The organism is Arthrobacter sp. StoSoilB22 (genome assembly GCF_019977315.1).
Classification (GTDB): domain Bacteria; phylum Actinomycetota; class Actinomycetes; order Actinomycetales; family Micrococcaceae; genus Arthrobacter.
The window spans coordinates 2,013,426-2,039,645 of record NZ_AP024652.1 but is presented as its reverse complement, the minus strand read 5'-3'; the positions used below and the strand labels follow the sequence as shown (position 1 = coordinate 2,039,645).

Genomic DNA, 26,220 nt, shown 5'->3' with positions numbered 1-26,220 from the left:
ATATCCAGTGGCGGAAATACTGTGCTTAGACTTCCCGTTTTGAGCTGATGAGCAGGAGCAGTGGGTATCCAAACAATGCGGGAGGCGTGGCGAAATCGCCGCCTCCCGCTTAGTTTGCACCGGACATGCATCTATGTTCAGTGCTGCCCTTCCTAACATTCTTCGCCCGCGTGCGCGTGAACTTTACGCGTGCTCATAGCTTGGGTAGTCGGTGTATCCCTCGGTGGAGGAGGCGTAAAACAGTTCGGGGCGTGGCTCGTTTTCCTCGTGCCCGCCCTCCCACCTTTTTACTAAGTCTGGATTGGCAATCAGTGCGCGGCCCACAACAATGGCGTCGGCGTGCCCGTCCTCAATGTGTCGCAGCGCCTGTTCCCTCGTGGTCTGCCCACCTTCGAATCCGCTGTTTATGAGGAACTTTCCACCGAAGCGTCGACGAAGATCCGTCGCCAGCTCTCCGTTCGGCTGGCCGTGCAGCACAGACAGGTAGGCCAAGCCCAACGGTCGAAGCTGGTCCACCAAGGCCCCATAAGTCGCTAAAACGTCCTGCGGGTCGGTCTCAAACACATCACCAACGCTGTTGTTCTCAGGTGAAATACGCAGCCCAACCCTTTCAGCTCCTACGGCGTCAGCTACGGCTGTAACCACGTCGACGACGAACCGGGTCCTCTTTTCCGCCGAGCCGCCGTACTCGTCCTCCCGCTGATTGGCCAAAGGCGAAAGGAACTGATGAAGCAGGTAGCCGTTTGCACCGTGGACCTCTACTCCGTCGGCCCCGGCCCGTATTGCCCGACGCGCCGCAGCCACAAAATCGTCCACCACGCTCTGGGCTTCGTCCCGCGTCATCGCCTCAGGCACGGGAAACGACTGTTGTCCTTGCTCAGTAAAAACAGTTCCGGAAATCCCGACAGCGCTGGGCGCGAGGACGCGGCGGCCTCCATTGATCGCCGGATGCCCTGCGCGGCCGGCATGCATGATCTGCAGGAAAATACGGCCACCCTCGGCGTGTACTGCATCAAATACCCGTCGCCAGCCAGTGGCTTGCTCCTCGGTTGCGATGCCAGGAGCGCCCACCCACCCTTGGGATTCGCGACTGGGATAGGTACCTTCAGTGATGATGAGCCCAACACTGGCACGTTGACGATAATACTCAACCATCATGTCGCCAGGCACGCCCTTGTCTCCAGCCCTGACGCGGGTGAGGGGTGCCATGACAATTCGGTTGGCCAGGTCTACCCCGCCAAGGGAAATCGGGGAGAAAAGTGTCGGTGATGTGGGGTCTGATGTAGAGACGGGCACGGCAATATTCCTTAGTGGGTGAGTTATGGGATGGCAATTGTGCGCTCATCCCTTTGAATCACCCTACCCCATGTACGCATAAACGCGAACATGAATACCCAATGCTACGGTTGGACCATGGCCAGTCGAGTTTCCAGCCCATTAATCCATCCTGAGTCGACGGACTTCGATCTGTTCAAGATTATGAGCGCGCTGACTGACGAGACACGATTGACAATTGTGGTAACGCTTGCAGCTTCGCCCGGGCTCGCCTGCAGTGGTTTCAAGCAAGATGTCACTCCATCTGTGCTGACTCGACACTTCCGGATTTTGCGCGAGTCCGGAATTATCAGGCAACATGACGTTGGCACCAGGCGAATCAACACCCTGCGAAAAGAAGAACTGGACCACCGCTTCCCGGGACTGTTTGACCTGGTCCTGAGCGAGGGGGCCAAGCAAGTGGCTCCATACAACGCAGCGAGCACTGCCTGACTCAAAGTTCGGCCAGTTCGGCCCGCAGGTTCACGATCCACGACCACGGGAGATTCCGCCGGAATGTCGAGGTGCAGCAGGAGTAGCGGCGCAGTGTAGCGCCTGGAGGCCACCCGGACAGGCAGCCTCGGGTGACGGCATGGCTTATTGGTTGGCGTCGAAGCCAGCGAGCAGTCGCTGTGACGCCGTGGTCATGTGTGAGCGCATGTGTTGTGAAACGGCTGTAGGGTCCCTGGATGACAGGGCCTCATAGATTGCTCTGTGCTCCTTGAGGGCAGCCTCTGCGTGGCCTTTGTCGGTCAGTGCCCTGTCAACCCAGATGCGAAGCAATGACCGGATGCTCTGCAGGAGTTCCTCCAGGGCTCTGTTGCCTGAGGCAGTTGCGATTTCTCGGTGGAAAGCGGCGTCGGCTTCGACGAACGCCGCAAGATTACCAAGATTCTCCTCCATCATCACAAGGTCCTCGCGCATCCGCTCCAAAGCCCCGTCAGTGACGTGGGCCGCAGCCAGTTCCACAGCCTGGACCTCCAGTCCACTCCGGAGCTCGACAAGCTCCCGGGTCCTGGGCTCCCCCAGCATGAGTCCCCAGCTCAGGGTTCGCGGCAAGAGCTCGGAGACGCCGTCCCGCAGGTATGTCCCTGAGCCGGGTCGGACAATAACGATCCCGAGGATTTCCAAGGCAGCAAGTGCCTCGCGGACAGCGGATCGTCCAACACCAAGTGAGGCCGCCAGCTGGCGCTCGGCCGGGAGCCTGGTGCCGGGCGCGATGTCCCCGCTGGTGAAGTAGGCAAGGAGTCGCTCCGCTACCTCGGACACAACGGAGCCTTGCTCCATGGGAGCTAGAGCTGCCGTCATACTGGCCGCTGCTGCGGCGGACTTCGCTGACATCTTCACAGCGTAGCAACCGGATTACCCCTGGCGGCGCAGAAGCCACCTCGATCGGTATATTAGTCAACCGGTTGACCAATTTATCATCCAGTCATATGGTTGGATCACCAGCGTCGCCCTCTTCGGATCCTCGCCGGCGGCGATGACAGGAACCAGCCCAGCGCATCCAGTGCAGGGCGATGCGCCATGTCTTCACGCCCCGCTGGGCAACGTCTTTGGATCCGCCGGCGCAGGACAGCACACGGAGTCTTAGAAGCACCACAACCACCCCTTCACACCTCTCAGTACGCCCAGGAGATACCCATGACCCGCCTCTTCAACGAGCCCTCAGCTTTCGCTGATGAAATGATCGAAGGCTTCGTCGCATCGCACGGCCGGTGGGTCCGGCGCGTCTCCGGCGGTGTTGCCCGCAACACACGTTCGACGCCGGACTCGGTCGCCTTGGTCATCGGCGGCGGCTCCGGCCACTACCCTGCGTTTGCTGGGCTGGTAGGCCAAGGCCTCGCCCACGGCGCGGCAATGGGCAACCTGTTCGCCTCCCCCTCGGCACAGCAGGTCTACAACGTAGCCAAGGCAGCTGATAACGGCGGCGGCGTCCTCCTGGGTTACGGCAACTACGCCGGGGACGTCCTGCATTTCACCCAGGCCCAGGACAAACTCCGCGGCGAGGGCATCGACTGCCGGAGCATCGCGGTCACGGACGACATCTCCTCCGCACCCCTGGCCGAGAAGCACAAACGCCGCGGGATCGCCGGGGACCTGACGGTCTTCAAAGTTGCAGCTGCCGCCGCTGAGTCCGGCTACTCCATAGACGCTGTAGTGGAGATCGCCGAGCGCGCCAATGACCGCACCCGCTCCTTCGGCGTCGCGTTCACCGGTTGCACCCTCCCGGGCGCGGACCACCCGCTCTTCTCCGTTTCCGAAGGGCGCATGGCCGTGGGCATGGGCATCCATGGCGAGCCCGGCATCGGCGAGACTGACATCCCGACGGCCGATGAGCTCGCCGAACTGCTGGTCAAGGACCTCCTCGCCGAGGTTCCGGACGGGCTTCAGACCCAGGGTGCACGGGTAGTCCCCATTCTCAACGGCCTCGGCAGCGTGAAGTATGAGGAACTGTTCGTGGTCTACCGCCGTGTGGCCCAGCTCCTTTCCGAGGCCGGTATTGAGACTGTGGACCCGCAGGTGGGCGAGCTGGTCACCAGTTTCGACATGGCCGGCACCTCCCTCACACTGTTCTGGCTGGACTCCGAGCTGGAAGAACTGTGGCTCGCACCCGCGGACGCCCCGGCATTCCGCCGCGGTGCGGTCAGCGCTGAAGCGCTCGACGCCGACGAACTCGCCGCCGGGAGCAAGGAAGCCGAGCGCTCCATCCCTGTTGCCTCCGATGTCTCCCGCAAAGCAGCACCACGGATCCTTACAGCGCTTGAAGCAGCCAAAGCCGTGGTTGATGCCAACGTGAACGAACTGGGGAGGATCGACGCGATAGCCGGCGACGGTGACCACGGGATCGGCATGGAGCGTGGAATCCACGCCGCCGTTGCTGCTGCGGCAGACGCGGTCGAACGCGGTGCCGGGGCAGGGACCGCCCTGAGCCTGGCCGCCGACGCCTGGGCAGACAAAGCCGGCGGCACCTCGGGTGCCCTCTGGGGCATGGCCCTGCGCGCCGTCGGACAATCCGTCGGTGACACGAACGTCCCCAACGCCGCAGCAGTGGCCGCAGGTGTGGCCGAAGCGAAGCGTTCCATCATGGACTTCGGCAAGGCCAAGGTGGGCGACAAAACCTTGGTGGACGTCTTGTCCCCCTTCAGCGAAGCCCTCACCGCGGCCGTTCAGGGCGGAGCAACACTTCAGGAAGCATGGGGCGCCGCTGCCACCATCGCCGAACAGTCCGCCGAAGCGACCGTCAATCTGCTGCCCCTCATGGGCCGCGCCCGCCCGCACGCCGAAAAGAGCCTCGGAACCCCCGACGCCGGGGCCGTCTCCATGGCTTTGATCGTGCGGGCCATCCACAGCACTTTCGCGGATACAACAGCCACACCGAGTACACGAGTAAAGGAAACAGCATGAGCACCAAACTGCGCCTGGTCATAGGATCGGACGACGCCGGATTCGAGTACAAGGAAGCACTCAAAGCCGACCTGGAAGCGAACGGCCTGGTCGAATCCGTCACCGACGTCGGAGTGGACGCCGCAAGCCACACTCCGTACCCGTCCGTAGCCATCGCCGCTGCTGAACTGATCGCCGCAGGTAAGGCCGACCGGGCACTACTGGTCTGCGGCACCGGCCTGGGCGTGGCGATCGCCGCCAACAAGGTCCCCGGCATCCGTGCCGTCACCGCCCATGACTCCTTCTCCGTGGAACGCTCGGTCCTGAGCAACAACGCCCAGGTCCTCACGTTCGGCCAGCGAGTCGTTGGCTTGGAGTTGGCCCGCCGTCTGGCCAAGGAATGGCTCACCTACACCTTTGACGAAACCTCAGCCTCGGCCGAGAAAGTCACACTGATTAAGGACTACGAGGGTGTCACTTCCTGCTAAGACCGCCGGCGCGGCCTCCCAGCAGCCACGCGCAGTGATCGGCGTGAGCCTGAAGATGTACTTCGGCTACCAGCGCTCCGTGGACTACTGCCGCGACATCGCCACCATCGCCTGCAAGCATCCGGCAGTGGTGAGCGGCGACATCGAACTGTTCGTGCTGCCCACGCTCCCGGTCCTGCCCGAAGCGGCCCGAATCCTGGGCGCTGCCGGTGTCGGCACCGGAGCCCAGGACATCTTCTGGGAAGACGAAGGCGCCTACACCGGTGAAGTGGGCGGCAAAACCGTCGCCGAACTCGGCGGGCGCTACGTAGAGGTTGGCCACGCCGAACGACGCCGGATCTTCGGCGAGGATGACCGGATTATCGGGCTCAAGACCGCCGCGGCCTACCGCAACGGGCTCACCCCGGTGCTGTGTGTCGGCGAATTGAACGCCGGCTCCCCCGAGGAAGCCATCGCCCAGTGCACAGCCGAAATCGACGCCGTCCTCAACCGCGCCGGAACGCTCGGTCCCACCAGCCGGACCATCGTGGCCTACGAGCCGCAATGGGCCATCGGCGCCCCGGAACCTGCAACACCGGAATACATCAGCGCCGTGGTCCGCGGACTGGACGAGCACCTTCGTTCCCTGCCGGGCCAGGAAGACAGCCGCGTCATCTACGGCGGCAGCGCCGGACCGGGCCTCATCACGGAACTGGACACCGCCGTCGCAGGCTTGTTCCTGGGCCGCTTCGCGCACGACCCGGCAGCGCTGAAGACCATCCTGGACGAGACCGCCGCGCGCTTGGCCGCGAAAGCGGTGGCAGCATGAACGGCACCTCGCACAGCAGGATCGGCCTCAGCAGCTATGCCTTCTTCTGGCAGCTTTCGGACCAAGTCAGCCAGCCACTAAGCATTCATGACGCCCTCCGAAGCGCGGCGGACCTGGGCGTGACCCTCTTCCAGATCTGCGACTACGCACCGCTGGAAAAGATGAACGACGACGAGCTCGCCGCCGTCCGTAGGACGGCTGACGAACTGGGCATCACTCTTGAGGTCGGGACGAAAGGCATCCGCCCGGAACACCTTCGAAAGTTCCTGCACATCGCCCAGGCGCTGGGCTCGGATCTGCTGCGGACCATGTTCAACGTCCCCGGCCACACCCCGGACAACGAAGAAGCGACCCGGATTTTCACCGACGTCCTGCCGGACTACGAGGCAGCCGGGGTGCGGATCGCCGTGGAGACCTACGAACAGGTCCCCACGGAGCAGATCCTGGACGTGGTCCGCCGCGTCAACAGCCCCTACCTCGGAATCTGCAGCGACCCCGCCAACACCGTGGCCGCGCTGGAAATGCCGCGGCAGGTGATTGACGCCGTCGCACCTTTCGTCCTGAACATGCACATCAAAGACTTTATGTTCAGCCGCAAGCAGGGATGGGTCGGGTTCACGTACTCGGGCGCACCCCTGGGCGAAGGCCTTCTCGACTACGACTACATGATCGAAAAGATCCAGCCCAAAGAAAGAAACATCAACCAAATCGTGGAGCACTGGCTGCCGTGGCAGGACTCCGAAGCTGAGACCATCCGCCTCGAAAACCAGTGGACCCAACAAAGCCTCGATTACCTAAGGAGCAAGTGAAATGTCAGCAGAACGATTGACCGTCGCCGTTGTCGGAGCCGGTGGCAAAATGGGGATGCGCGTTTCCCGCAACCTCCAGAAGTCCAGCCACAACGTCTTCTACAGCGAGAACTCCCCCGCCGGCCAGGAACGCGTCCGCGCCGAAGGCCGCGAGATCACCGCCACCGACGACGCCGTCAAGAACGCCGACGTCGTGATCCTCGCCGTTCCGGACACCGTCCTGGGCATCGTTTCCGAAGGCGTCGTCCCGCAGCTGAAGTCCGGTGCGATCCTGCTCACCCTTGACCCGGCCGCGGCCTATGCGGGCCTGCTGGCCAAGCGCGACGACGTCGTCCAGGCCGTCGCGCACCCCTGCCACCCGTCCGTGTTCCTGGAGCGCACCACCAAAGAAGAATGGGCCGACACCTTCGGCGGCCAAGGCGCCCCGCAGAACGTGGTCTCCGCAATCGACGACGACGCACCCGCAGCAACCCGCGACGTAGCCGAAGCAGTCATCCGCACCATCTACGCACCCGTGATCGACGTTCACTGGGTCACCGTCAAGCAACTCGCCATCCTGGAACCCACCCTCGTTGAGACCGTGGCCTGCATGATCGGCACCCTCCTCAACGAAGCCCTCCACGAGACCGTCCACACCGCCGGCGTTCCCGAGGAAGCCGCCAAGGCCATGCTGTTCGGCCACGTGCAGATCGCCCTTACCAACGCCCTGCGGGGATCCAACCCGTTCTCCGAGGCTTGCGAAATCGCCATCCAGTACGGCAAGGACACCATCATCAAGGACGACTGGAAGAAGATCTTCGACGACTCCGAACTCGACGGCGTGATCGCCAAGATGCTCAAGCTGGACGCAGTCAGGCGGTAGTGAGCCTATAAGGCAGGCCGTTGCCACTGAAACGCCGTCAGGTCTGCACTCTGCTTGGCTGTAAGGAAGGCTCCCAACCCCACGGGTTGGGAGCCTTCCCTCATTCGAATTCGCTACTGCAACGAGCTAAGCGGGTGCTCTGTTGCTGTCATAGGGCAGTGAGGCCGCCGTCGACGGTGAAGAGACCCCCTGTGGCGTACGCTGATTCGTCGCTGGCGAGATAGACCATGATTCCTTCGACATCCGCAGCTGCGCCTGCCCGTCCAAGCATGGTGGAATTTACCAGGCCCGCGCGGCTGGCAGGGTCGTCTGCGATAGCTTGCACCAAAGGTGTCTCGGTATATCCGGGGACTACGGTGTTCACTCGGATGCCTTCTTCGGCGTAGTCCGCTGCGACCACCCGTGCCAGTCCGTGAACGCCGGCTTTGGAACTGGAATAAGCGGTGAAGGTTTGACCGCATGCTACGACTGCGGTCGGGCTGCCGGTGCAGATGATGGACCCTCCCCTGCCCTGCAGGGCACGCACTGCGTGCTTCAGGGTCAGGAAAGCCCCGCGTTGGTTGACCGCGACCGTTTTCTCCCAGACTTCCAACGGCAGATCGCCCACTTTGGTGTCCTGCCCGAAAAGTTGGACGCCGGCGTTGGCCACCACTATGTTCAGGCCACCGTCGGCCGCGATGGCGGCATAGGCTGCTTCCACACTCTTCTCGTCTGATATATCAACGGCCACTGCGGTCGCCATGTCGCTGCCCGTAGCTGTGGCCGCTTTCGCGGCCGCTTCCAGGTTGATATCTGCGAAGTAGACGCGGGCTCCTTCTGCGGTGAAGCGCTGCGCTACTGCCAGGCCGATGCCGGATCCCGCGCCCGTGACCATAGCCGTTTTGCCTGTAAGCCTATTGGACATCGTGTTCCTCTTTCTTGTGTTTGAGTCAGCTGAGTGGCTTGGTGACTGCCGACCACGGTGAAATATCAAAGCTCCGCGGATAGCCGTTTTCAAGTTTTGCCGCGGTTTTCAGCGACTCTGCCGTGAGGTTCGCGGCGAACAGCACCATGCCGTCTTCCGATGCCACCGGGTAGAGCACGAGGCCGGGAACGTCACCCTCGACGTGCAGAACATCAGCACCGCGAAGGGTTGCCAGTTTTGCCAAGATCTCGAACGCGGGTGTAGTTGTTCCTTCTGCGGTGATCAGACCTCGGGGTCCGCTGGCTTCGAAGTAGGTGATGGATTCGACCCCTGGCACGGTGAGGGCGTTAATGCTGCCCAGGAGCCAGGCGGCGGTGAACTCATCCGCCTGCAGAGGGTCAGTAGTCATGACTTCCAAGGTTGCGGGGTCGTATGCGCCTCGGGTTGAGACGGCGTTGAAGCGAGCCTTCAGCGTCACGGGGCCTACGTGAAGTGGTCTGCCGGATCCGAGCCTGAGGGCGTTCATCGCTGTCAGCCGTTGAATGGGCAGGCTATCAACCATATGCGGCACTTCAGTGGCGTGCATTTGCGGCGTGATGCTGTAGGTGATTTCATCGGCGTCTAGCCGGATGGAGTCCGGTCGTCGGTTGAGCTCTGTGAAGTGGGAACGTGTGCCAGCCACCAGCGTGCCGGTGAATCCACGGCTTTTTGCCGTAGCTTGCAATTGCTGCCATAACTCTGGCTCAGTAACGTGCTCCTTGGAGCTGAAGGCTCCTACCCGGACCACCTTCTCCAGAGGGAGAAGGCCCACGATAGAGCGGATCTCTGCGCTTGCTTTCCCAACGATCCGCACATCAAGTGCAGTTCCCAACTGCTGGGCCTGTCGTCCCGCTTGGGCCAGCACCTCTGCGGCCGTCGCGGGATTATTGCCCGGAACTTCGACAATCAGGGAGGCAAGGCCGGGTACTGAGGGAAGATTGATCGCTGATGAGGATGCGGAAGTGCCCAAGGCGGGCACGCGTCCACGGGCTTGCTTCCGCACGGTCAGCACCTCGGGCATGGACGGCCGTGGTGCCGCGGTTGTGTTCGCCGTCCAGGGTTTGGCGCTGAGCCGGATGCTCTGCTGGGTTCGGTCGCCGGCGCGAACACTGACGGGGAAGGGCCGGGAAAGCGGGGTGCTGTACGTCTTGAAGGAAGCGTCGGTCCAGTTTCGCTGGTCTTCGGTTTCGAAGACGTCTCCCGCGAAGTCCAGCCGGAAGGTGGTTCCGTCCCGTTCCCAGCTCATGGCGGCGATATTTGTAAAGGGCTGGTGCGGGCTGATGTCGGTGGGAAAGGCGCTTTTGGTCACAGTGTGCTCCGGTGACGTGACGGTGATATCCCGGCCAGCGTCATCGGGCCTGTGAAGCACTACCAGGCCTATGCGGTTGCTGCTGAAATCCTGGGTCGCCCTGCCGTCGAAGGACACAGTAAGTTCGTTATCGGATGCCCGGAGAATCAGCCCGGCCGTGTACTCACTTCCGAAACCTGCAAACCTGACTTCGAGGGTTTTGGTGAAGGTTCCCCCTTCGTGGGAGTCGGTGACAGATTCGATGCGGGCGGTCAGGGTTCTCCAGTCATGGTCCCGGACGACCGCCCGGATAGCCCTAAGGACTGGGCGATCACGGTATGAAATGTCGGCGAATTCGTCCCCGCGCAATAGAACTCGCCAAGGTCCGTGGGCGAGCGACTGGGTAGGGTCAAGGAGCCGGGACCTGTTCTCAGCAAGCATTATCGGACTTTCTGCTTGGGATGGCTGGATCCTCACAATGGGCGCCTGCGGCAGTGGTTGCAACCCTGTTCCTGCTCAAGATGCGGCCGCTTCAATCCGCAGCCGGTGCGCCATATAAGGACGGACGGGCATTTCGATCCGTTGTCCCCCACTGAAAGTCCCGGGAAGGGTCTCGATGGTCATGGCCCAGGTGTCGATGAGGTCAACCTTCGCCGTATGGGCGTCTGGGATATCAACTGTCTGAAATCGTTGCTGGCTATAGCCCTGATAATGGATTTCGTATTGGCCTTCAATGCCGCCTATAGGTGTTGGTGACATCCGTAGGATGGGCTCCAGCCGACCGGTCGGGGATTCTCCGATGAGACGGTCGAGGAATGCGATTCTTTCGGCGCTTTGTCCTACCAGTTTTCCGCCCTTGGCCCACCAGAGAACGTCGTTGTCGTCGTAGTACGTCTCGCCGTGGGTGTAGTAGCCGCCTCGGAGGGTTGTCTCCCAGGCCCGGCGGACGACTTCCACTGCTGACAGGCTTCCCCACTCATATTCCAAGTCGCCTTCATAGCCAATTTCATCGAGGACCACGGGTTTGCCCCATTGTTCCCGCATGTCGGTGACCTGTTCGGCGGTCTTGTAATAGTCGACCTTTTGGATGCTGCAGTGGGTTACCCACTCTGCTGAGTAGTCGTACATGCGCGTGCCATTGTGGATGGACAGCAGGTGGTCCGCGTGGTCTTCATCGGTGACGATCTGTGCGAATCGTTCCCAGTCTTCGCGCCGTTTGGTGGTCATGAAGTCGTACTCGTTGGCCAGGGACCACCATACGTTCGGAAGGGCTGCCAGCCTCCGGACGACGTAGCGAACGTATCGGTCGTCCGCGGCCTTGCCCAGATCCTGGAAACCCCAGCGATCGTAAGGGTGGAAGAGAATTACATCGGCCTGGATTCCCAGGTCATCCAGGTCACGTATCCGCTTTTCCAGGTGGCGGAAGTATGCCGGGTTGAATCGCGTGCTGTCCCAGTTGTCGCCGTCCCGATCAAAGGGATACAACTCAGGCTCGTTGTCGTTGAAGATGAATGCCTTGGGGAAGACACACATGCGGACCTTAGTGAAGGCGCTTTTCGCCAGCGTGGACAGGGTTTGTTCCTGAAGTTCCTGGCTTTGATGGGTCCACGCGTAGAGAGTGGTGCCGACCGGGCGGTAGACCTCGCCGTTGTCGTAGGCGAAGTGAAAGGTCTCAGCGACTCGGACCGGTCCGTGTGCTGAGGATGCCTCGACCGTGATGGTGCCGGCGTGTCCGTCCAGGGAACGGGCCGTTGATAGAGTGCGGAACTCCCATGTTCCGGTTTTCGGCGGAAGGAACCGGATGACGTACCTGCCGTCACCGTCGTAGAAGCCGCCTACGCCCAGTTCGATGTCTCCGAGCCTGAAATTCGCGCGCAATTCGACGTCGGTGAAGGGGTTGCCATGCGATGGTCCCCCAAGGACTATTTCCAGCGTGGCGTTGACTCTCCCGGCCGTCGGTGCGGAGATGGCGGCCGAAGCGGTGGGCACGTCCAGTCCCTCGTAGTCCGGATTGGGCTTGACGGGAAGTGGCTCGGTACGTTCTTTCGCAGGAATACTCGCCAGCCGTTCCCAGAGCTCAGCCTGGATGCTTTCCTTGACGCGGAAGAGGGTGGCCAGGGCGCCGATGGGAAGCTCCAGTGCGCCGCCGAACTTCGCGGGTTTGTCCACCACGGCCGGAAGTGCCATCCGGAGCGCGTTCCGGCCCGCTTCGTCCTCGAGAATCTCGCGGGTCTTGGTTTGATCGTCCATGAAAAGCATGGAGAGCGGTCCTTTCCAGTGTGTTCGGGTTGACGTTACGTTGGGCAGTGACTAGGTGAACGGGCCGGGCTGTTCATCGGCCGGCTGGAGCATCCGGTTCTCCGTGTGCACCGTTAGGATTCCGGGCCAGTCTTCTAGCGACCACGCGGCCGTAGCTATCCCAGATGCCAGCCGTGAGCAAGGCCAAGAACATGCCGCCGGCAGCCCAGTAGGGCAATAATGCCAAGGATGTTCCCGCCAGGGCGAGCCCACCGAAGAATGCCCCTCCGCCGATGCCGACGTTGAATGCGGTGGTCTGAAGGGCCGCCGCCAGGTTACGGCTGTGGGGAGAAGCCGACCACATCATCCGGGTTTGAAGCATGACCGGTATGCCTCCGAAAACTGCCCCCATCAGGATGACGAGAATCCACACAATGGCTTCTGCACCGCTGGCCGCGGCCACCGGAACAGTGCATAGTATGACAACCATGAATGTCAGCGCACAGAGGAGCAATCTCCGCGGGAACCGGCTGTAGAGTGCGCCCACCACGGCGACTCCGACCGCGCTGGCGATTCCTCCGGCCAGGAGAACAACAGGGATGGCGCCGGTCGCGAAGTGGGCGACGTCCAGTAACCACACCACCTGAAAGGTTCCGAAGCCGTTTTGCGCCGCAACGACAAGCAGGATGAGAAGACAAATCATCAGGATGGCCGGCAGGCTCTTGTCCTGCCTGTCACGGACCATTTCTTTGCTTGTCCGGGCGGGCAATTGCCCGGGTATGGCTGGAAGGAAGCGGATCATCAACACCAAAACGATCAACACGAGCACAGCGAGAGCGGCGAATGAAACCCGCCAGCCAAAGGCCTGCCCCAGGGCATTGCCGAGCGGGATGCCGACTACGCCGGACACCGAACCACCGGCCGCTGTGATCGCCGTGGCCTTGCCCAGCTGGGAGGGACGAACGAGGTGCGCCGGATAGGCCGCTACTACGGTCCAGAACGCACCATGCGCTACGGCACCAAGCACACGGGCAACAAGCAGAACCTCAAACGTCGGCGCAACTACGGTCAGCAGATTGGCCGCGCCAATCGCGGCAAACGAGCCCAGGACCATTCCCTTACGTGGAATCCGGCGGGTGAGCACGGCCAGAGGTGCGGCCGTCACAATTACTGTCAACGCGAAGACCGTGATGAGATTTCCGACTTCGGACACCGAGCGGTCAAAATCCCCGGATAGCTGGGGGATCAGGCCGGCCGGCAGGAATTCGGTGGCCATCGAAGTAAAAATGCCAGCAGAGAGGACCACAAGCCCAACGAAAGGGAAGTTCCCTTTGCTTTGCTGGGCCGGGAGTTGCTTTTCGTCCTGGCCTTGTTTCAGTTTTGGCGCCATGCTGGTTCCTCACAACAGACTGGTGTTTCTGCCGCGAAGTGGTGCGGATCAGAAGCCCAACGGGGGCTATCGGGATGTCGAATTTTATGTCACATGGTTTATGCGCGACGGATTCGGATGGCGATGTACTCCCGCCCTGGCAGATCGACCACCACCCGCCCCTCCACCGGATCCGACAACGTATCGATTGTCATGTTCCAGGTATCAATGACATCCACATGCCAGGCAGATCCGGCCGGTACTAAGATTGAACGGAACTTGGGGCGACCCAGCCCGAGGTAGATGACGCGGTGATCTTCGTCGCCTCCCGTCCGGGAGTCCCAGTCGCCCGGGAGCGGGTCCCACCTTCCGCTGGGTGATTCGGCAACGAGCCGGCTGAGGAAGCCGATCCGGGCTGGCGACTGTCCCTTGAGGGTGCCCCCCTTGGCCCACCAAATCACGTCATCCTCATCGAGGTATGTCTCGCCGTGGTTCACGTAGCCGCCGCGGACGGCGCCTTCCCAGCAACGGCGGAGCATCTCCTGCGGGCTGAGGTTGCCCCAGCCCTCGGCCACGTCCCCCTCATAGCCGACCTCGTCAATGACTGCCGGCTTACCCCACTGATTCCGCCATGAATCCGTGTTCTCCGCCGAGAGGTAATTATCCGTCCGCTGGATGCTGCAATGCGTGACCCACGGCCGGGTGTAGTCGTAAAACTTTGCCCCATTGTGGATAGAGATCAGGTGCCCTGCGTGGTCCTCCCGGCCTACCACGGCGGCAAACCGTTCCCAGTCATTGTCCGTTTTGGTCTGCATAAAGTCGTATTCGTTGGCCAACGACCACCAAACGTTGCGGTAGGCGCCGAGCCTGCGCACAATATAGCTGAGATACAAATCGTCCGCCCACGCCGGCATATCCGAGAAGCCCCACCTGTCGTAAGGATGGAACAGAATCAGATCCGCTTCGATGCCCAGGCGCTGCAAGCCTAGAATTCTCTGCTCCAAGTTGCGGAAGAAGGCTACGTCAAAGCGGGTGAAGTCCCAGCTGCCGTCAGAGTTCCGGGCGTAGGCGTAATGGTCGGGTTCGTTGGCATTGTAGGAATACGATTTCGGGAAAACGCACATGCGGATCTTCGTGAACGGAGACTCTGCCAGTGTTCGAAGCGTCTGGTCCTGCAGTTCCTGAGTTTGATTGGTCCACGCATAGGCTGTGGTCCCGAACGGGAGGTAAGGGGTGCCGTCCTTATAGGCGAAATGGAACGTGTCCCGCACCACCACCGGACCATGGTTTCCGTCATGCCGCCCGGTTACGTCAACCGTTCCGGCGATGCCATCGAGTGAGGAAGCGTTGGAGCTGGTCTTGAAAGCCCATTGGCCGGGGGTCGGCGGCATGAATCGGATGCGGTAGACGCCGTCTCCGTCATAAAAGCCACCGACCTGCACCGAGGCGCTGCCGCATCGGAACGTCGCATGGATCTCCACGGCTGTGAAGGGATTTCCATGGGACGGCCCCTTCAGAACGACCTCTGCAACACCCCATTGCTGAGCGGAGGGGATGGAGTCGATGACGGCTCGGGAACCTACACAGCCGGATTCGTCATAATCCGGCTGGGGCCCCAGAGGGGCCGCGGGAATCTTATTGACTACGGGCGACGATTCAAGAGATCCCAAGTCCTCCCACAGTGCGGTAAGGTCAGGGTCCGTCCCTCCGATTCCCCTGGCCCAACCTGTAACCTCCGCCAGCTTCGCAAGGGGCGAGAGTGTCCAGTCGTTCCACGTCCGAAACCCCGGAAGATGGTGGTCCAGTACGGCTGAAGCTTGTGGGTCGGCGAGAACGTCCGCCAGCGTAGCGTTCTTTGTAAATGGCATGATGGTGGTCTTTCTACTGCAGAGAGTCGGGTGTGTAGCTGACAGACATAAATTTGCCCTCGGGGCCCGTCGACTGAAGTGCCAGCATCCGCCCCGTAAAGCCTGAAGCGACTTCTGTGGAGAGGTGGCGGCCGTCCAGTCTGCCGAGTTCACGGGCCTTGGAATGCTCGACGACGGACAGTACGATCTCGTCCGGTCCGCCGTGGCCAAGGGGCGTGGTGGGCGAAGACGCGGGCACACTCTGCAGGCGGAGCGTCACCGGGCTGCCCGCAGCAAGGTCGGCCGAACCGGTTTCGTGCCGGATCTCACCCAACTGCGCCCAAGCCCGGACCTTCCCGTCGCCGCAGGTCAGGCCAAAGCAATAGCGGTCATCGATGCGGAGCACGAGGCTGCCACTTGCCTCGATGGTGGCGTCCGCCGTCCAATGGAAGTCCTGTACCCGGGTGCAGAGCAGCCCCGGAGTACCGTCGGCCAGCGGCTTAAGCCGGATGCCGCCGTCGGAATCCGTTGCTGTAATGCTGGCAGGCTCGCCGCCGGGGACTACCCACCGGGCGTCCAGCTCCCCGGTGGCGAAATTCTCCGTAAATGCTGTCTCAGCTGCAGGGACGTCGAAGCGGTCCTCGTCAAAGTGCGGCCATCCATCAATCCAATCAATACCCGCGATAAACGTCTCGCGTCCAAGGACGTGGAAGCCCGGAGTGGGGCCCTTAGGGCGGACACCGAGATACACGGCGGCCCACTCCCCTTCCGGTGTCTGTACAAGATCGGCGTGTCCTACGTTTTGAACCGGGTGGATCGAACTGCGGTGCGTGAAAACGGGATTTGCGTAGCAGGCATCGAACGGTCCGGATGGCCTTACGCTGCGGGCGACCGTGACGCAGTGTCCTCGCTCGGTGCCGCCCTCGGCGAGCAGCAGATACCAGAAATCGTCTACGCGGTAAAGGTGGGGGGCCTCCACGGCCCCCATACCCGTCCCCTGCCAGATCGGATACGGGTCGCTCAGGAGTCGCCCACTGGCGGTATCCAAGCGCGCTTGGAGAATGCCAATCTCACCTTCGGTAAAGCTCATGGCCTTCCAGCTCAGATAGCAAGTACCGTCATCGTCCCAGCACAGGTCCGGGTCGATGCCGATTGCGCCGTCAATGAAGACGGGATCGCTCCACGGCCCTGCCGGATCCTTTGCGTGCACTAAGACTTGGCCGGATTCGTAATCACTGACGTTGGTGGTGATGAACCAGAACATACCGTCATGGTGGCGCAGCGTAGATCCATAAATGCCTGTCGAAGGCCGGGGATCACCCAAGCGGAATTGGCTCCTGCGGCCCAGGACATGGCCGATCTGCGACCAGTTCACCAGGTCTCGGCTGTGGAAAATGGGTGCGCCGGGGAAATATTCAAAGCTTGACGTTGACAGATAATAGTCTCCGCCTACCCGGCAGATCGTTGGGTCAGGGTGGAAGCCAGGCAAAATAGGCTGGAAAGCAGAGTTCCCGCCGCCTGTAAAGGCGGTCATGAACGCGCCTCAGCGAGGATCTCGGCTACGCGCCGCTGCAAAGGAACCCGCGCATCCACCCACGGTTCCGGGGCCAGAACAGTTCCCAAGGTGCTGGCTGGCTCGTTGAGGTGCCGGCTGATTTTATCTGCCGCCTGCGCTTCGCCCCCGGGGGTGACGCCGGTTTCGACGGCGGCAGCCACCACAGCCGACCACGCGGCAGGCATGTGGTCGAGCACGTCGCGGATGGTTTCGGTCGCTGCGCCCTCCGAGGCTGTCGTGGGATCGAAAACGTCCCATGTGTACTCGCCATGCGCCACTGTTTCCGGTTCCGGGGCGCCTGGAACATGAACTTGCGCTGTGGCGCCCACCGGCACCTTGATGTCCAACTTCAGCCGCCCGTTGGAGCGCTCCCAGCGAACAGCGGCTTCCCCGTAAGGGGTCAGGTGACTGGCGGACGCAGAGGTGAGAGCCGCCGTCGGGTATGGATGAACCACCAGTTCACGGTAGCCGGCCGCGGCAGGCGCCAGGCCGGCCACGCTCCGGTGCATCCAGTCCGCGACCGCGCCCAGGGCGTAGTGGTTGAAGGATGTCATGCCGCCCGGGTTCACGCTGCCATCAGGCCGCATGCTGTCCCACCGTTCCCAGATCGTGGTCGCCCCCATGGTGACCGGGTAGAGCCATGATGGGCAGCCTGTCTGCAACAGAAGCCGGTAGGCAGTATCCACATGTCCCGTAGATGTAAGGGCGTCGCATACGAGTGGGGTGCCGACGAATCCGGTGCTGATACGGAACCCGCTCATGCGCACCAGATCGGCCAGACGTCGGGCGGCTTCCGCCCGTTGTTCTTCAGTCGGCAGCAACGCCCATTCCAAGGCCATTGCATAGGCCGACTGGCTGTCCGAAAGGATTCTGCCGGCAGGGGTCACGAAAGTCCGGGCGAAGGCGTCCCGGACTTCCTCGGCCAGTTTGGTGTAGCGTGCCGCTTCTTGGTCGCGTCCAAGCAACGCAGCTGCTTTGCTGAGTACCTCGGCGGAGCGCGCGAAGTGGGCCGTGGCCACGACGTCGGGATCTGTTTGGGCGCGAGCCGCATCCTCGGGTGGGGCGCTGGGATCCAGCCAGTCGCCGTACTGAAAACCTCCCGTCCACAGATGGTCAGGGCCTGCCAGCGAGGCAACCCTGTCCAGCCACGCACACATGCTCTTGAAATGCCGCTCAAGAATTTGCTTGTCGCCTGCCCGCTGGTAGAGCGTCCAAGGAACGAGTATTGCAGCGTCACCCCACGCGGCGGTGGGGGCATTGGTGTACTCCGAATGGATGACGTCGGGCACGACGTGGGGTACGGAACCGTCCGGCAGTTGCTCGGCGGCAAGATCGGCCAGCCAGGAGTTGAGGAAACCGGTGGTATCGAAGAGGAACGAAGCCGTCGGTGCGAAAACCTGGATGTCACCCGTCCAGCCGAGGCGCTCGTCACGCTGCGGGCAGTCAGTGGGGACATCCACAAAGTTGCCCCTCATGCTCCACACAACGTTTTCGTGGAATCTGTTGAGTAGTTCGTTGGAAGAAGAGAACCACCCGGTACGTCGCAGGTCAGATCCGACAACAACGGCCTCAATGTCTCCAGCCGTGAGTTGAGGAACACCCGTAACCTCCGCATAGCGGAAGCCATGCAGGGTGAGCGAAGGCTCGAGTGTTTCCTCGGTGGACCCGGCAACGATGTAGGAGTCCGTTGCCTTGGCCGTTCGCAGGGGTTCGGTGCAAAGTTCATTGTTCTCGAGGACTTCCGCGTGGCGGACAACGACCTCGCTCCCGGCGGGCAGGTTGCGGGCCCTTAGCCTGATCCAGCCGACAACGTTCTGGCCAAAGTCCACCAGCGTCCGCCCTGAGGGTGAGGTGAAAACAGCATGCGCCGGGACGACTTCGGTGGGGCGCACGGCAGGTCCCTGGGCGGCGACCAGCCGTGAAAGGTCAGCATTAACGACCTCGACGGTTCCAGCTGCCGGGCTCTCGCCGGAGTTGCGGATCCTGAGATCGGTCCGCTGTCCGTCGTACAAGTCATCGGTAAGGATGCTGCTCTCCCGGGCTGTCCAGGAGCCGTCGGAAGCCAGGACGTATGTGCCGCCGTCGACCGTCGTGACCTCAAGCTGGGCGAGCACTGCCAGCCGGTCGCCATATAGGGCGCGCTTGTTTTCAAAGCCTAGCCGGCCACGGTACCAGCCGTTGCCAAGCAGCATCTCCAAGTTATTGGTACCTTGACGGATCAAAGTTGTGACGTCGTAGGCGTGGTAACGAAGTCGGTGGTCGTAAGAGGTCCATCCTGGAGCCAGAACGCTGTCGTCGATCGGCTTCCCGTTCAACGTACCGGTGTAGATCCCATGGGCGGTCGCGTAAAGGCGGGCTTTACTGACTTGGGCAGGCACATCAAGTACTCCGGTCAGAATGGGGGCAGGCATGTCCTGCCCTCCGATGCCCACTGGGCTAATGAAGTCGGCCACCCAGTCATTGGCATTGAGGAGTCCGGCTTCAACGACTGACCGCTCGCTCCATTCGCTCCAGTCCGAATTATGGCTGACACGAACCCGCACCCCGGCGGACTCACGGGAGGAAAGATCGGGCGCGGGCCACGGAACCAGTACTTGCTCGGAGCCTTCGATGCTGTACACCTGGACGAGCCCACCCCGGCTGATCTCCAACTCGTAGGCTGTCTGTGAGTAGCCGACCTCGGCGTGCGGTACCGACCATGAGAGCCGGGGCGCCCCTGTACCGAGACCGAGGACAGGACCTGGGTCCGTGCGGTGCTCAAAGCGAGGGGCATCGGGAGCGGCAGCCATTGCCATAGAAGTCTCCAGCGTGGGTTGAGTTGAACGCAGACCTTGGGTGTCAAAGGCCCTAGGGTGGTGTCCGCAATTTCTAAGCTGACCGGAACTCAGTTGGTGCCGGATCCTTGGACGGGACTGGTGTTGAGGCAGCAAGCAGAACGGCGCCCAATCGGCTCATCGGCGATGCCGAGTGGGCGTCATATGCGTAGAAGCCCTGCCCGGATTTCGCACCCAGCTCGCCTCGCTCAACGTGAACCAAAATTTCCTTCGGGGCTGAAGCCTCGACACTGAGAAGCGGAAAAAGGCGCTCTGTTACTGCCTGCCATATGTTGAGCCCTCCGCGGTCCATGACTTCAAAGGGACCTGCAAGTGCCCACCGGGGTCCGATGCCATGAACGACGGCTGCGTCGATCTCTTCAGCGGACGCTATTCCTTGTCGAAGCAGCCACACAGCTTCACGGATGAGTGCTGCCTGCAACCGATTAGCGATGAAACCGTCAACTTCGCGGTTCAGGGACACCACTACCTTGCCTGCTTCTGCAATAAGCGACCGAGTTAGCGTCAGTGCAGATGAAGCGGTCGTGGCATGCGGCACCAACTCCACGAGCGGAACAATGTCTGCCGGGTGGAAGAAATGTGCAACGAGTATGGCCTCCGGGTGAACCAATCCTTCAGCCAGCTGGCCTGGACGAAAGGTGGAAGTATTGGATGCCACAGGCACAGGACCCACTAGTTCCTGAATTTGTCGGAGGAGTGCTTGCTTGGCGCTCAGTTGTTCGGAAATGGCCTCAAAAATGATGTCTGCACCTGCGAGGCAAGAAGGCAGGTCTGAGCAGGCTTCGATGCCAGGGAATTCCGGCAAATCCGCAATTCGCGCATCGTAAACGCGTACGCTGCGTCCGGTGCTCGCGAAGAGCCGGGCGATGGCCAGGCCCATGGTCCCGGCGCCAATTACTGCAATCGTGCTGATAGGTGGCTGGGCATGTGCTTCCTGCGTCATCCGAACCTCTTTCGATCGTCAAGTCATTTTTTCTTACTCGTTTGAATACCCACGGGGAGACGCCCGTCGGGTCAGACCTGCCTGCGCATCGCCGGTTTGCCGTCGAACGAGGAAGGGCTGCTGGAGGGTCAGTTCAGGTCGCGCCACAACGCTGTCGTCACAGATTTACCGCGTTCCCAGTCGCCAGCTTGATTGGTGAAGTATGCGAAGCCGACTTTGAAGTATGGGTCTGCGAAGGCCACCTGGCCCAAGGCGCCGTCGTGGCCGAAGGAGTACTCGGTCAGATAGGGGTCCCAATGCGAGGGGACCATGACTCCCGCGCCAAAGGCCTGGTACGGCGGCTGACCTCCGAAAACCGGCTCCCCCTTGCTGCGCGGCTTGCGAACGTCGTCTACGGCCGCATCCGAAAGTAGGCGGACCCCTTCGGTTGGCACAACTGCAGCAGAATAGATTTTCGCAACAGCCTCAGCAGTAGCAAAACCATTGACGCCTGGCATCTCGGCGCGTCGGCCGTCGGCGGACTCCACCAAGTTCGGGAAACCCACTCCGGAGCCCAGATTTACGGCCCGCTCCAACCAGTAGGAATTAGGGACTGACATGGCCGGTGCCGGGGGCAATGGGTCGGGCACCATCGTGGCGACTCTTGTGTCGTACTCCTCAGGAAGCCCGATCCAAGCATCGGCGGACAAAGGCCCGGCTATTTCTTCGGCAAACAAGCTGCCAAGGGAACGCCCGGTCGCGAGGAACGCGAGCTTTGCAGTGAGGGCACCATGGGTGATGTTGTGGTACTGATGACCTTCGCCGGGTGTCCACAGAGGCTCCTGGGCGGCGAGGACGTCCGCGGTCGCGATGGAGTCCAGATAGACGGACTTAGGCAAAGCCTCCCGTGGGGCCGAAAGGCCGGCGCGGTGAGCCAAGACGTCACCAATTGACAGTTTTCCCTTGCCGTGGGCGGCGAACTCGGGCCAGAACTCGCCGATCTCAGTATCGTAGGAAGGCATCCTCCCGAGCTCCACCAGGCGACCAATCACCAGAGAGGCCAGGCCCTTGGTCACGGAAGCAACAGGAATAAGGGTGTCGTTCCTGAAGGGACTGTTACCCCCGTCAGCCGTGCCGGCTGCCAGCGAGACAACAGCGGCGCCGTCCTTCCAAACGGACAGAGCGGCACCCGCTCGTCGCCCTTCGGGAATAGTCTCGAAGAACGCTGAAGCAACGCCCTCGAAGCCCGGCGCTACAAAGTTGGGGGTGGTTCCCATTCCTTCTCCTCATTGAGTATTTCGATAGTGTGAACAGTATGTCATTAGTTAGAATCAAGTCTAACCGTCCAGAGCCCCATTAGGTCAACAACTTCAGGGGCCTGGTTCATTGAAAGTGATCGCTTGGATGATCGAACGGATACGGGGTGTTGTCTTCGAACCCGAAGGGATCCCGGCGGAGCATCCAGTCCCACTCCGGGCCTACAAGCCGAGCTTCGCTTGGCCGTGGCGCAAGGCCAGCGTTCTCACGGGTGGCCTGGCATACGAAGGTTTTCCAATGTCGAAATAGAAGATGTGACACAAGTCGAGAGCAGAGGTCTCGGCCCTTGACGCCACGCCGGGCTAGCTCCCATGATGCCAAGCTGTCGGTCCGCTCTTGGCTAGTCGAAATCCTCTATCCGCCATTCGTCCTCCCATTTCAGCCGTGGAACATCTCCATCAAATGCGAAGGGGAGCCAAACGTAGTCGGATTGCGAGGTGTCTATAACGCTGAAGTCTTCTTGAACGTCATCGGGGTATGGAGTACCGGCAAACCGCCGTTCAAACAATCCGCGGGCGTCGGAATCTTCAGGACTGAGGTCTGGCCGCCACCTATCGGCCATGGCAATGTAAAGGTCCGATTTGGTGGGGTGTTTAAAGACGCAGCTGATCTGGCTCCGAAAGGAGGTTTCACTTTTGTCATCAACGTGGGGGTTGCCCAGAACCGTCCAAGGTCCGTGATAGGAGGGAGCGCTGGCCAGCTCTGAGGGATTGGGGAAATAGCCAGTGGTTCCGGAGGTGACCAGATAGTGCATGCTTCCACGCTTGAAGTGAGCCGGCGCCTCCCGAACATATGGTGGCGCCGGGTGATGGAAGTGCGTTGAGTAATAGCCCGTGACGTCGGTGTAATCCTCGGTGAGATCGGCACATACCAATTCGCTGTGTACGCGCTCGAAGTAGTAGTAGGCCTTTCCATCAGTTGGCTCAATAACCAAGTCGAAGTCGCCAGCATGCATGCCAAGTGGCTTGACGCCGCTTTTCGCTATTTCATATGGCCCCAGGAATGAATCGGCGGTGAGGATAGTGGACCGTTGGGCGCCGTCTTCCATAATCTTCAGCCAGCAGACGTACTTCTTGGTGTGACTGTTGTAGATGATGTGGGGGCGGTCCATGAAGCGGGTGGGATGCAGGGGTGATCCCATGTCGTCCTCCGCAGGCGGGATGATCAGGCCCCTGTCGTCCCAGTTGTAGAGATCGGTGGACGAGTAAGCACGAACCCCCCAATGCCAGATGCCGCTACCTGGAAGCGTCCGCTCTTTGTTCTCGCCGTACCAATAGAAAACGCCGTCTTCCACATGCATCGATCCACCGTGTGCCTGAATGCGGTTACCGTTCGAGTCAATCCAAGGCTGACCTGGACGGATGCTGTTATACATCGTCATCGATTCTCTTTCCGTGCTTGTCGCTGGTCCCAGGGGTTGCCAGAAGAGGAACTGGCTTAGGTGGTGGCTCCAAGTGCCTCATGTGGCCTAACCAACCCCACATCGTGAGACCGGGCGTAGAAACCCCGGGTCTGTCCATCAATGATGGTGTCAGTAGTAATCGAAAGGGTCTCGGTCAGCCGCGGATCGTTCGAGGAGCTTCCCACCATGACGTCGACTTCGCCAGCCTCAACCCGCCAGCGCATGTTTTCGTCGAGAAAGGCCAGTTGGCTGATCTCGAGATGGAATTCGACTCGGGCAGTCTGCGCCGGCTCGAGTTCGAGCCGACGGAAGCCGGCGAGTTCCATAACGGGCCTCGAAGTACTGGCGAATCGGTCACTTACATAAAGCTGAACGACCTCAGTCCCGGGTCGGTGGCCGCTGTTTGTCACTGTGAAGGAAATGTCTACAGTATCGCCGCCGTCCACCTCGGGCCTTGAAAGGGCCATATCGGCGTAGTCAAAGGTGGTGTAGGACAGCCCATGCCCAAAGGGATACCGTGGAGTGTGGGGGGCATCGACGTAGTCGGAGAAGCCGATGCTATAGCCCTGGTGCCAAGCCGACCCGTGTGGGTGGTTGTAGTAGATAGGGACCTGGCCAGAGTTGTGAGCTATGCTCACCGGCAGTCGGCCGCTGGGAGCATGGGCGCCGGTCAGGACGTCCACTATTGCTTCGGCACCGCCTTCGCCGGGGCTCCATGCTTCAAGAAGGGCGGCCAAATGCGTGTCTGCGGCGTCGCTGGACACCGGTCGACCATCAAGATGCACGCCGATCACCGGCTTGCCCAAACGAGCGAGCTTGACGATCAGATCGTCCTGACAGCGCGGCAGGTTGATGTCTGTAGCATCAATGCCCTCGCCCATCGAGGCGATGGATGCAGTTCCGTGTTTGCCTCCGAGCGTCAGGAGCACGACGTCGGCGCTCTCGGCGAGAGCGATCGCTTCGTCGTGTCCGGAGTCGTCGTCGCCAGCAATTGGGTAGCCGTACGCCCAAGCCACCTCCGTTTCGGGCAGTCGGATGCGGAGCTCGTCGAGGAGGCTGCGGATGCCGGGCTGCTGGAGGTGCAGCAGTTCCTCGAAGGCGGGGCCGTCGGAGGCCTCGATGGTGGTGCCTGGAACGGTAGTGGTCACGGTCTGATGGTTTTCGCTGCTGGTGGCGAGGCCGGCCATTGAGGCGTTTGCGGCGAGTTTTCCCTCCGCCATCGAGTAGTGGGTGTAGCCGCCGAAGAAGAACCGCGCTGTCGCCGCGTGGCACCCGATAACCGCCAGCCTTTGAAGGTTGGGCCGTAAAGGCAGAGCTCCGTCATTGTGCAACAGAACGAGCGACTCCCGTGCACATTGCACAGCGACTGCCGCGTTGGCGGGTGACTGAAATGGGGCTTCGCGCTCAGCCGGGTCCGGAGCGAAAGGATGCTCGAAGAGGCCCATGCGGAACTTTGCGGTGAGCACCCGGTGAACCGCCTTGTCGAGAAGTGCAATGTCGGCGCGTCCGTTTGCGAACCACTCGCGCAGCTCCGGGCCGAATCCTTGTGGCACATGCAGTTCGACGTCCATGCCCGCGCGCAGGGCCGCCAGTCCGGCATGAGCATCGGACTGTGCGACACGCTGGACGGTGTGAAGGTTTCCAACGGCGCCGTAATCAGAGACAAGCAAGCCACCGAACCCCATTTGTTCCCGCAGCACCGTTTTGAGGAGCCGTACGGAGGCGGACATAGGCTCGCCGCCCACTGAGTTATAGGAAGGCATCACACCCCGGAGCTCGCCCAAGGTAATCGCTGCCTGGAAGGGTTTGCCGTAGAACTCCAGCAACAGTCGGTCGGGGACATCGCAGTGGGCCCCATGGATTCCGCCCTCGGTGTGGTGGGATCCGACGAAATGCTTCGCCACCGCCTCGGTGCGTAGGCCTGACTCGTCTTCGCTTTGGAGCCCCGTCGTGTAAGCGACGCCCAGAGCAGATGCGAGAGTGGGGTCCTCACCATATGTTTCGCCCTGCCGCCCCATCCTCGGATCCCGTGAAACATCAAGGACTGGTGCCAAAGTATGCGTAATGCCGAAAGCACGTTCCTGTTGGCCTACGATTTGCCCAATCTTCCGCTCCACGTCAACATTCCAGCCTGCCGCCCGTCCCAACCCGGAAGGAAAGCTGGTTGCTCCAGGAAGGTACGCGCCACAGAGCCCCTCCATGTGAAATATTGCCGGGATCCCATGCCCGGAACCCGCCATTGCATCGCTCTGAACCTTACGCTGGAACGCAGTGACCTCGTCCCGCGTGGGCGCGGATCGGGCTTCAAGGCAGGATACTTCGCCGATTCCAAAGGGGAAACGCTCAGAGAAGTCGGCGGTCTGCGTTATGTCGGTAGGAAAGTAGCAGGAGACCTGAGCCATCTTTTCGTCGAGGCTCAGCTTTCTCAGTAGGAGTTCCGCCCGCTGGACTGCGGGTAGGTGCTGGTCCATCCATGGTGTCGTTGCGTTTGTGCTCATGTTGTGTCCTTCGTCTACCAGAGGGTGTGCCCGGCGGACTGGTTTTCACGTCCGGGGGCTGGAACGGCGGGCGGACCGCCGCGCCGGACGACTGGGCGCCGGACTTTGCGTGCAGAGTTGCACGCTGTTGGTCAAAGACGTGCACGTCATCGGCCGCCTTGCAACCCACAGGGAGGTGTATTGACGAACCGTGCCCGCCAATCCTAGGCTCACTCTAACAACTATCGCAATAACGTTTCGATAAATGGAATGGATTGTGGTTAGGTGGCGTGATGGCTGACTCGCCTCCACGCACCTCATTTAGATCGCTAAAGATTCCGGAGATTCCCTTGATTCCAC

At 61.3% G+C, this 26,220-nt stretch carries 19 protein-coding genes; 6 read left to right on the top strand and 13 right to left on the bottom strand.

Annotated elements, in window-relative coordinates:
• Positions 1-183: 183 nt before the first annotated feature.
• A complete protein-coding gene (locus LDN70_RS09565) occupies positions 184-1,209 on the bottom strand; it encodes an alkene reductase (RefSeq protein ID WP_286198884.1) in 1,026 nt (341 codons plus the stop codon).
• 204 nt (positions 1,210-1,413) lie between these two features.
• On the opposite strand from LDN70_RS09565, the gene LDN70_RS09560 reads away from it, so the two are divergent.
• A complete protein-coding gene (locus LDN70_RS09560) occupies positions 1,414-1,767 on the top strand; it encodes an ArsR/SmtB family transcription factor (protein WP_223942435.1) in 354 nt (117 codons plus the stop codon).
• Positions 1,768-1,911: 144 nt separating this feature from the next.
• Here LDN70_RS09560 and LDN70_RS09555 read toward each other — a convergent pair whose 3' ends face one another.
• The gene (locus tag LDN70_RS09555; protein ID WP_223942434.1) at positions 1,912-2,655 is read right to left on the bottom strand and encodes a FadR/GntR family transcriptional regulator; all 744 of its coding nucleotides are present in this window, start codon (positions 2,653-2,655) and stop codon (positions 1,912-1,914) included.
• Between the two features lie 303 nt (positions 2,656-2,958).
• On the opposite strand from LDN70_RS09555, the gene LDN70_RS09550 reads away from it, so the two are divergent.
• From LDN70_RS09550 to LDN70_RS09530, 5 genes are read left to right on the top strand one after another with little or no spacing between them, the layout of a single operon-like run.
• Positions 2,959-4,722 carry a dihydroxyacetone kinase family protein gene (locus LDN70_RS09550; RefSeq protein ID WP_223942433.1) on the top strand — a complete coding sequence of 588 codons (1,764 nt, stop codon included), beginning with the start codon at positions 2,959-2,961 and terminating at the stop codon, positions 4,720-4,722.
• On the top strand, positions 4,719-5,189 hold the full coding sequence (locus LDN70_RS09545) for a ribose-5-phosphate isomerase (RefSeq protein ID WP_223942432.1): 471 nt from the start codon (positions 4,719-4,721) through the stop codon (positions 5,187-5,189). The genes LDN70_RS09550 and LDN70_RS09545 overlap by 4 nt, the downstream gene beginning before the upstream one ends.
• A complete protein-coding gene (locus LDN70_RS09540) occupies positions 5,173-5,997 on the top strand; it encodes a triose-phosphate isomerase family protein (RefSeq protein ID WP_502773808.1) in 825 nt (274 codons plus the stop codon). Before LDN70_RS09545 ends, LDN70_RS09540 begins: the two co-directional genes overlap by 17 nt.
• The gene (locus tag LDN70_RS09535; protein WP_223942431.1) at positions 5,994-6,806 is read left to right on the top strand and encodes a sugar phosphate isomerase/epimerase family protein; all 813 of its coding nucleotides are present in this window, start codon (positions 5,994-5,996) and stop codon (positions 6,804-6,806) included. The genes LDN70_RS09540 and LDN70_RS09535 overlap by 4 nt, the downstream gene beginning before the upstream one ends.
• Before the next feature lies 1 nt (position 6,807).
• Complete coding sequence (locus tag LDN70_RS09530; protein ID WP_223942430.1) at positions 6,808-7,668, top strand: phosphogluconate dehydrogenase C-terminal domain-containing protein; 861 nt, start codon at positions 6,808-6,810, stop codon at positions 7,666-7,668.
• A 148-nt stretch (positions 7,669-7,816) separates the two neighbouring features.
• Here LDN70_RS09530 and LDN70_RS09525 read toward each other — a convergent pair whose 3' ends face one another.
• From LDN70_RS09525 to LDN70_RS09475, 11 genes are all read right to left on the bottom strand, one after another.
• Complete coding sequence (locus tag LDN70_RS09525) at positions 7,817-8,572, bottom strand: SDR family NAD(P)-dependent oxidoreductase (RefSeq protein WP_223942429.1); 756 nt, start codon at positions 8,570-8,572, stop codon at positions 7,817-7,819.
• Positions 8,573-8,597: 25 nt separating this feature from the next.
• Positions 8,598-10,340 (bottom strand): D-apionate lactonase family protein, encoded by a 1,743-nt coding sequence (locus LDN70_RS09520; RefSeq protein ID WP_223942428.1) that lies wholly within the window; start codon positions 10,338-10,340, stop codon positions 8,598-8,600.
• 75 nt (positions 10,341-10,415) lie between these two features.
• Positions 10,416-12,158 carry a DUF5605 domain-containing protein gene (locus LDN70_RS09515; protein ID WP_223942427.1) on the bottom strand — a complete coding sequence of 581 codons (1,743 nt, stop codon included), beginning with the start codon at positions 12,156-12,158 and terminating at the stop codon, positions 10,416-10,418.
• A gap of 73 nt (positions 12,159-12,231) precedes the next feature.
• Positions 12,232-13,527, bottom strand: coding sequence for an MFS transporter (locus LDN70_RS09510; RefSeq protein WP_223942426.1), 1,296 nt, complete (start codon positions 13,525-13,527; stop codon positions 12,232-12,234).
• Between the two features lie 98 nt (positions 13,528-13,625).
• Positions 13,626-15,374: a DUF5605 domain-containing protein gene (locus tag LDN70_RS09505; protein WP_223942425.1), complete on the bottom strand. Its 1,749-nt coding sequence runs from the start codon at positions 15,372-15,374 to the stop codon at positions 13,626-13,628.
• Positions 15,375-15,387: 13 nt separating this feature from the next.
• The gene (locus LDN70_RS09500) at positions 15,388-16,887 is read right to left on the bottom strand and encodes a glycoside hydrolase family 43 protein (protein WP_223942424.1); all 1,500 of its coding nucleotides are present in this window, start codon (positions 16,885-16,887) and stop codon (positions 15,388-15,390) included.
• Positions 16,884-19,703, bottom strand: coding sequence for a family 78 glycoside hydrolase catalytic domain (locus LDN70_RS09495; protein ID WP_223942423.1), 2,820 nt, complete (start codon positions 19,701-19,703; stop codon positions 16,884-16,886). The genes LDN70_RS09500 and LDN70_RS09495 overlap by 4 nt, the downstream gene beginning before the upstream one ends.
• A gap of 73 nt (positions 19,704-19,776) precedes the next feature.
• Positions 19,777-20,685 (bottom strand): 3-hydroxyacyl-CoA dehydrogenase family protein, encoded by a 909-nt coding sequence (locus LDN70_RS09490; protein WP_223942422.1) that lies wholly within the window; start codon positions 20,683-20,685, stop codon positions 19,777-19,779.
• Positions 20,686-20,813: 128 nt separating this feature from the next.
• Positions 20,814-21,941 (bottom strand): serine hydrolase domain-containing protein, encoded by a 1,128-nt coding sequence (locus tag LDN70_RS09485; protein WP_223942421.1) that lies wholly within the window; start codon positions 21,939-21,941, stop codon positions 20,814-20,816.
• A gap of 380 nt (positions 21,942-22,321) precedes the next feature.
• Positions 22,322-23,362, bottom strand: a complete 1,041-nt coding sequence (locus LDN70_RS09480; RefSeq protein WP_223942420.1) for a family 43 glycosylhydrolase — start codon at positions 23,360-23,362, stop codon at positions 22,322-22,324.
• A 56-nt stretch (positions 23,363-23,418) separates the two neighbouring features.
• Positions 23,419-25,881: a glycoside hydrolase family 3 N-terminal domain-containing protein gene (locus LDN70_RS09475; RefSeq protein WP_223942419.1), complete on the bottom strand. Its 2,463-nt coding sequence runs from the start codon at positions 25,879-25,881 to the stop codon at positions 23,419-23,421.
• Positions 25,882-26,220: the final 339 nt, after the last annotated feature.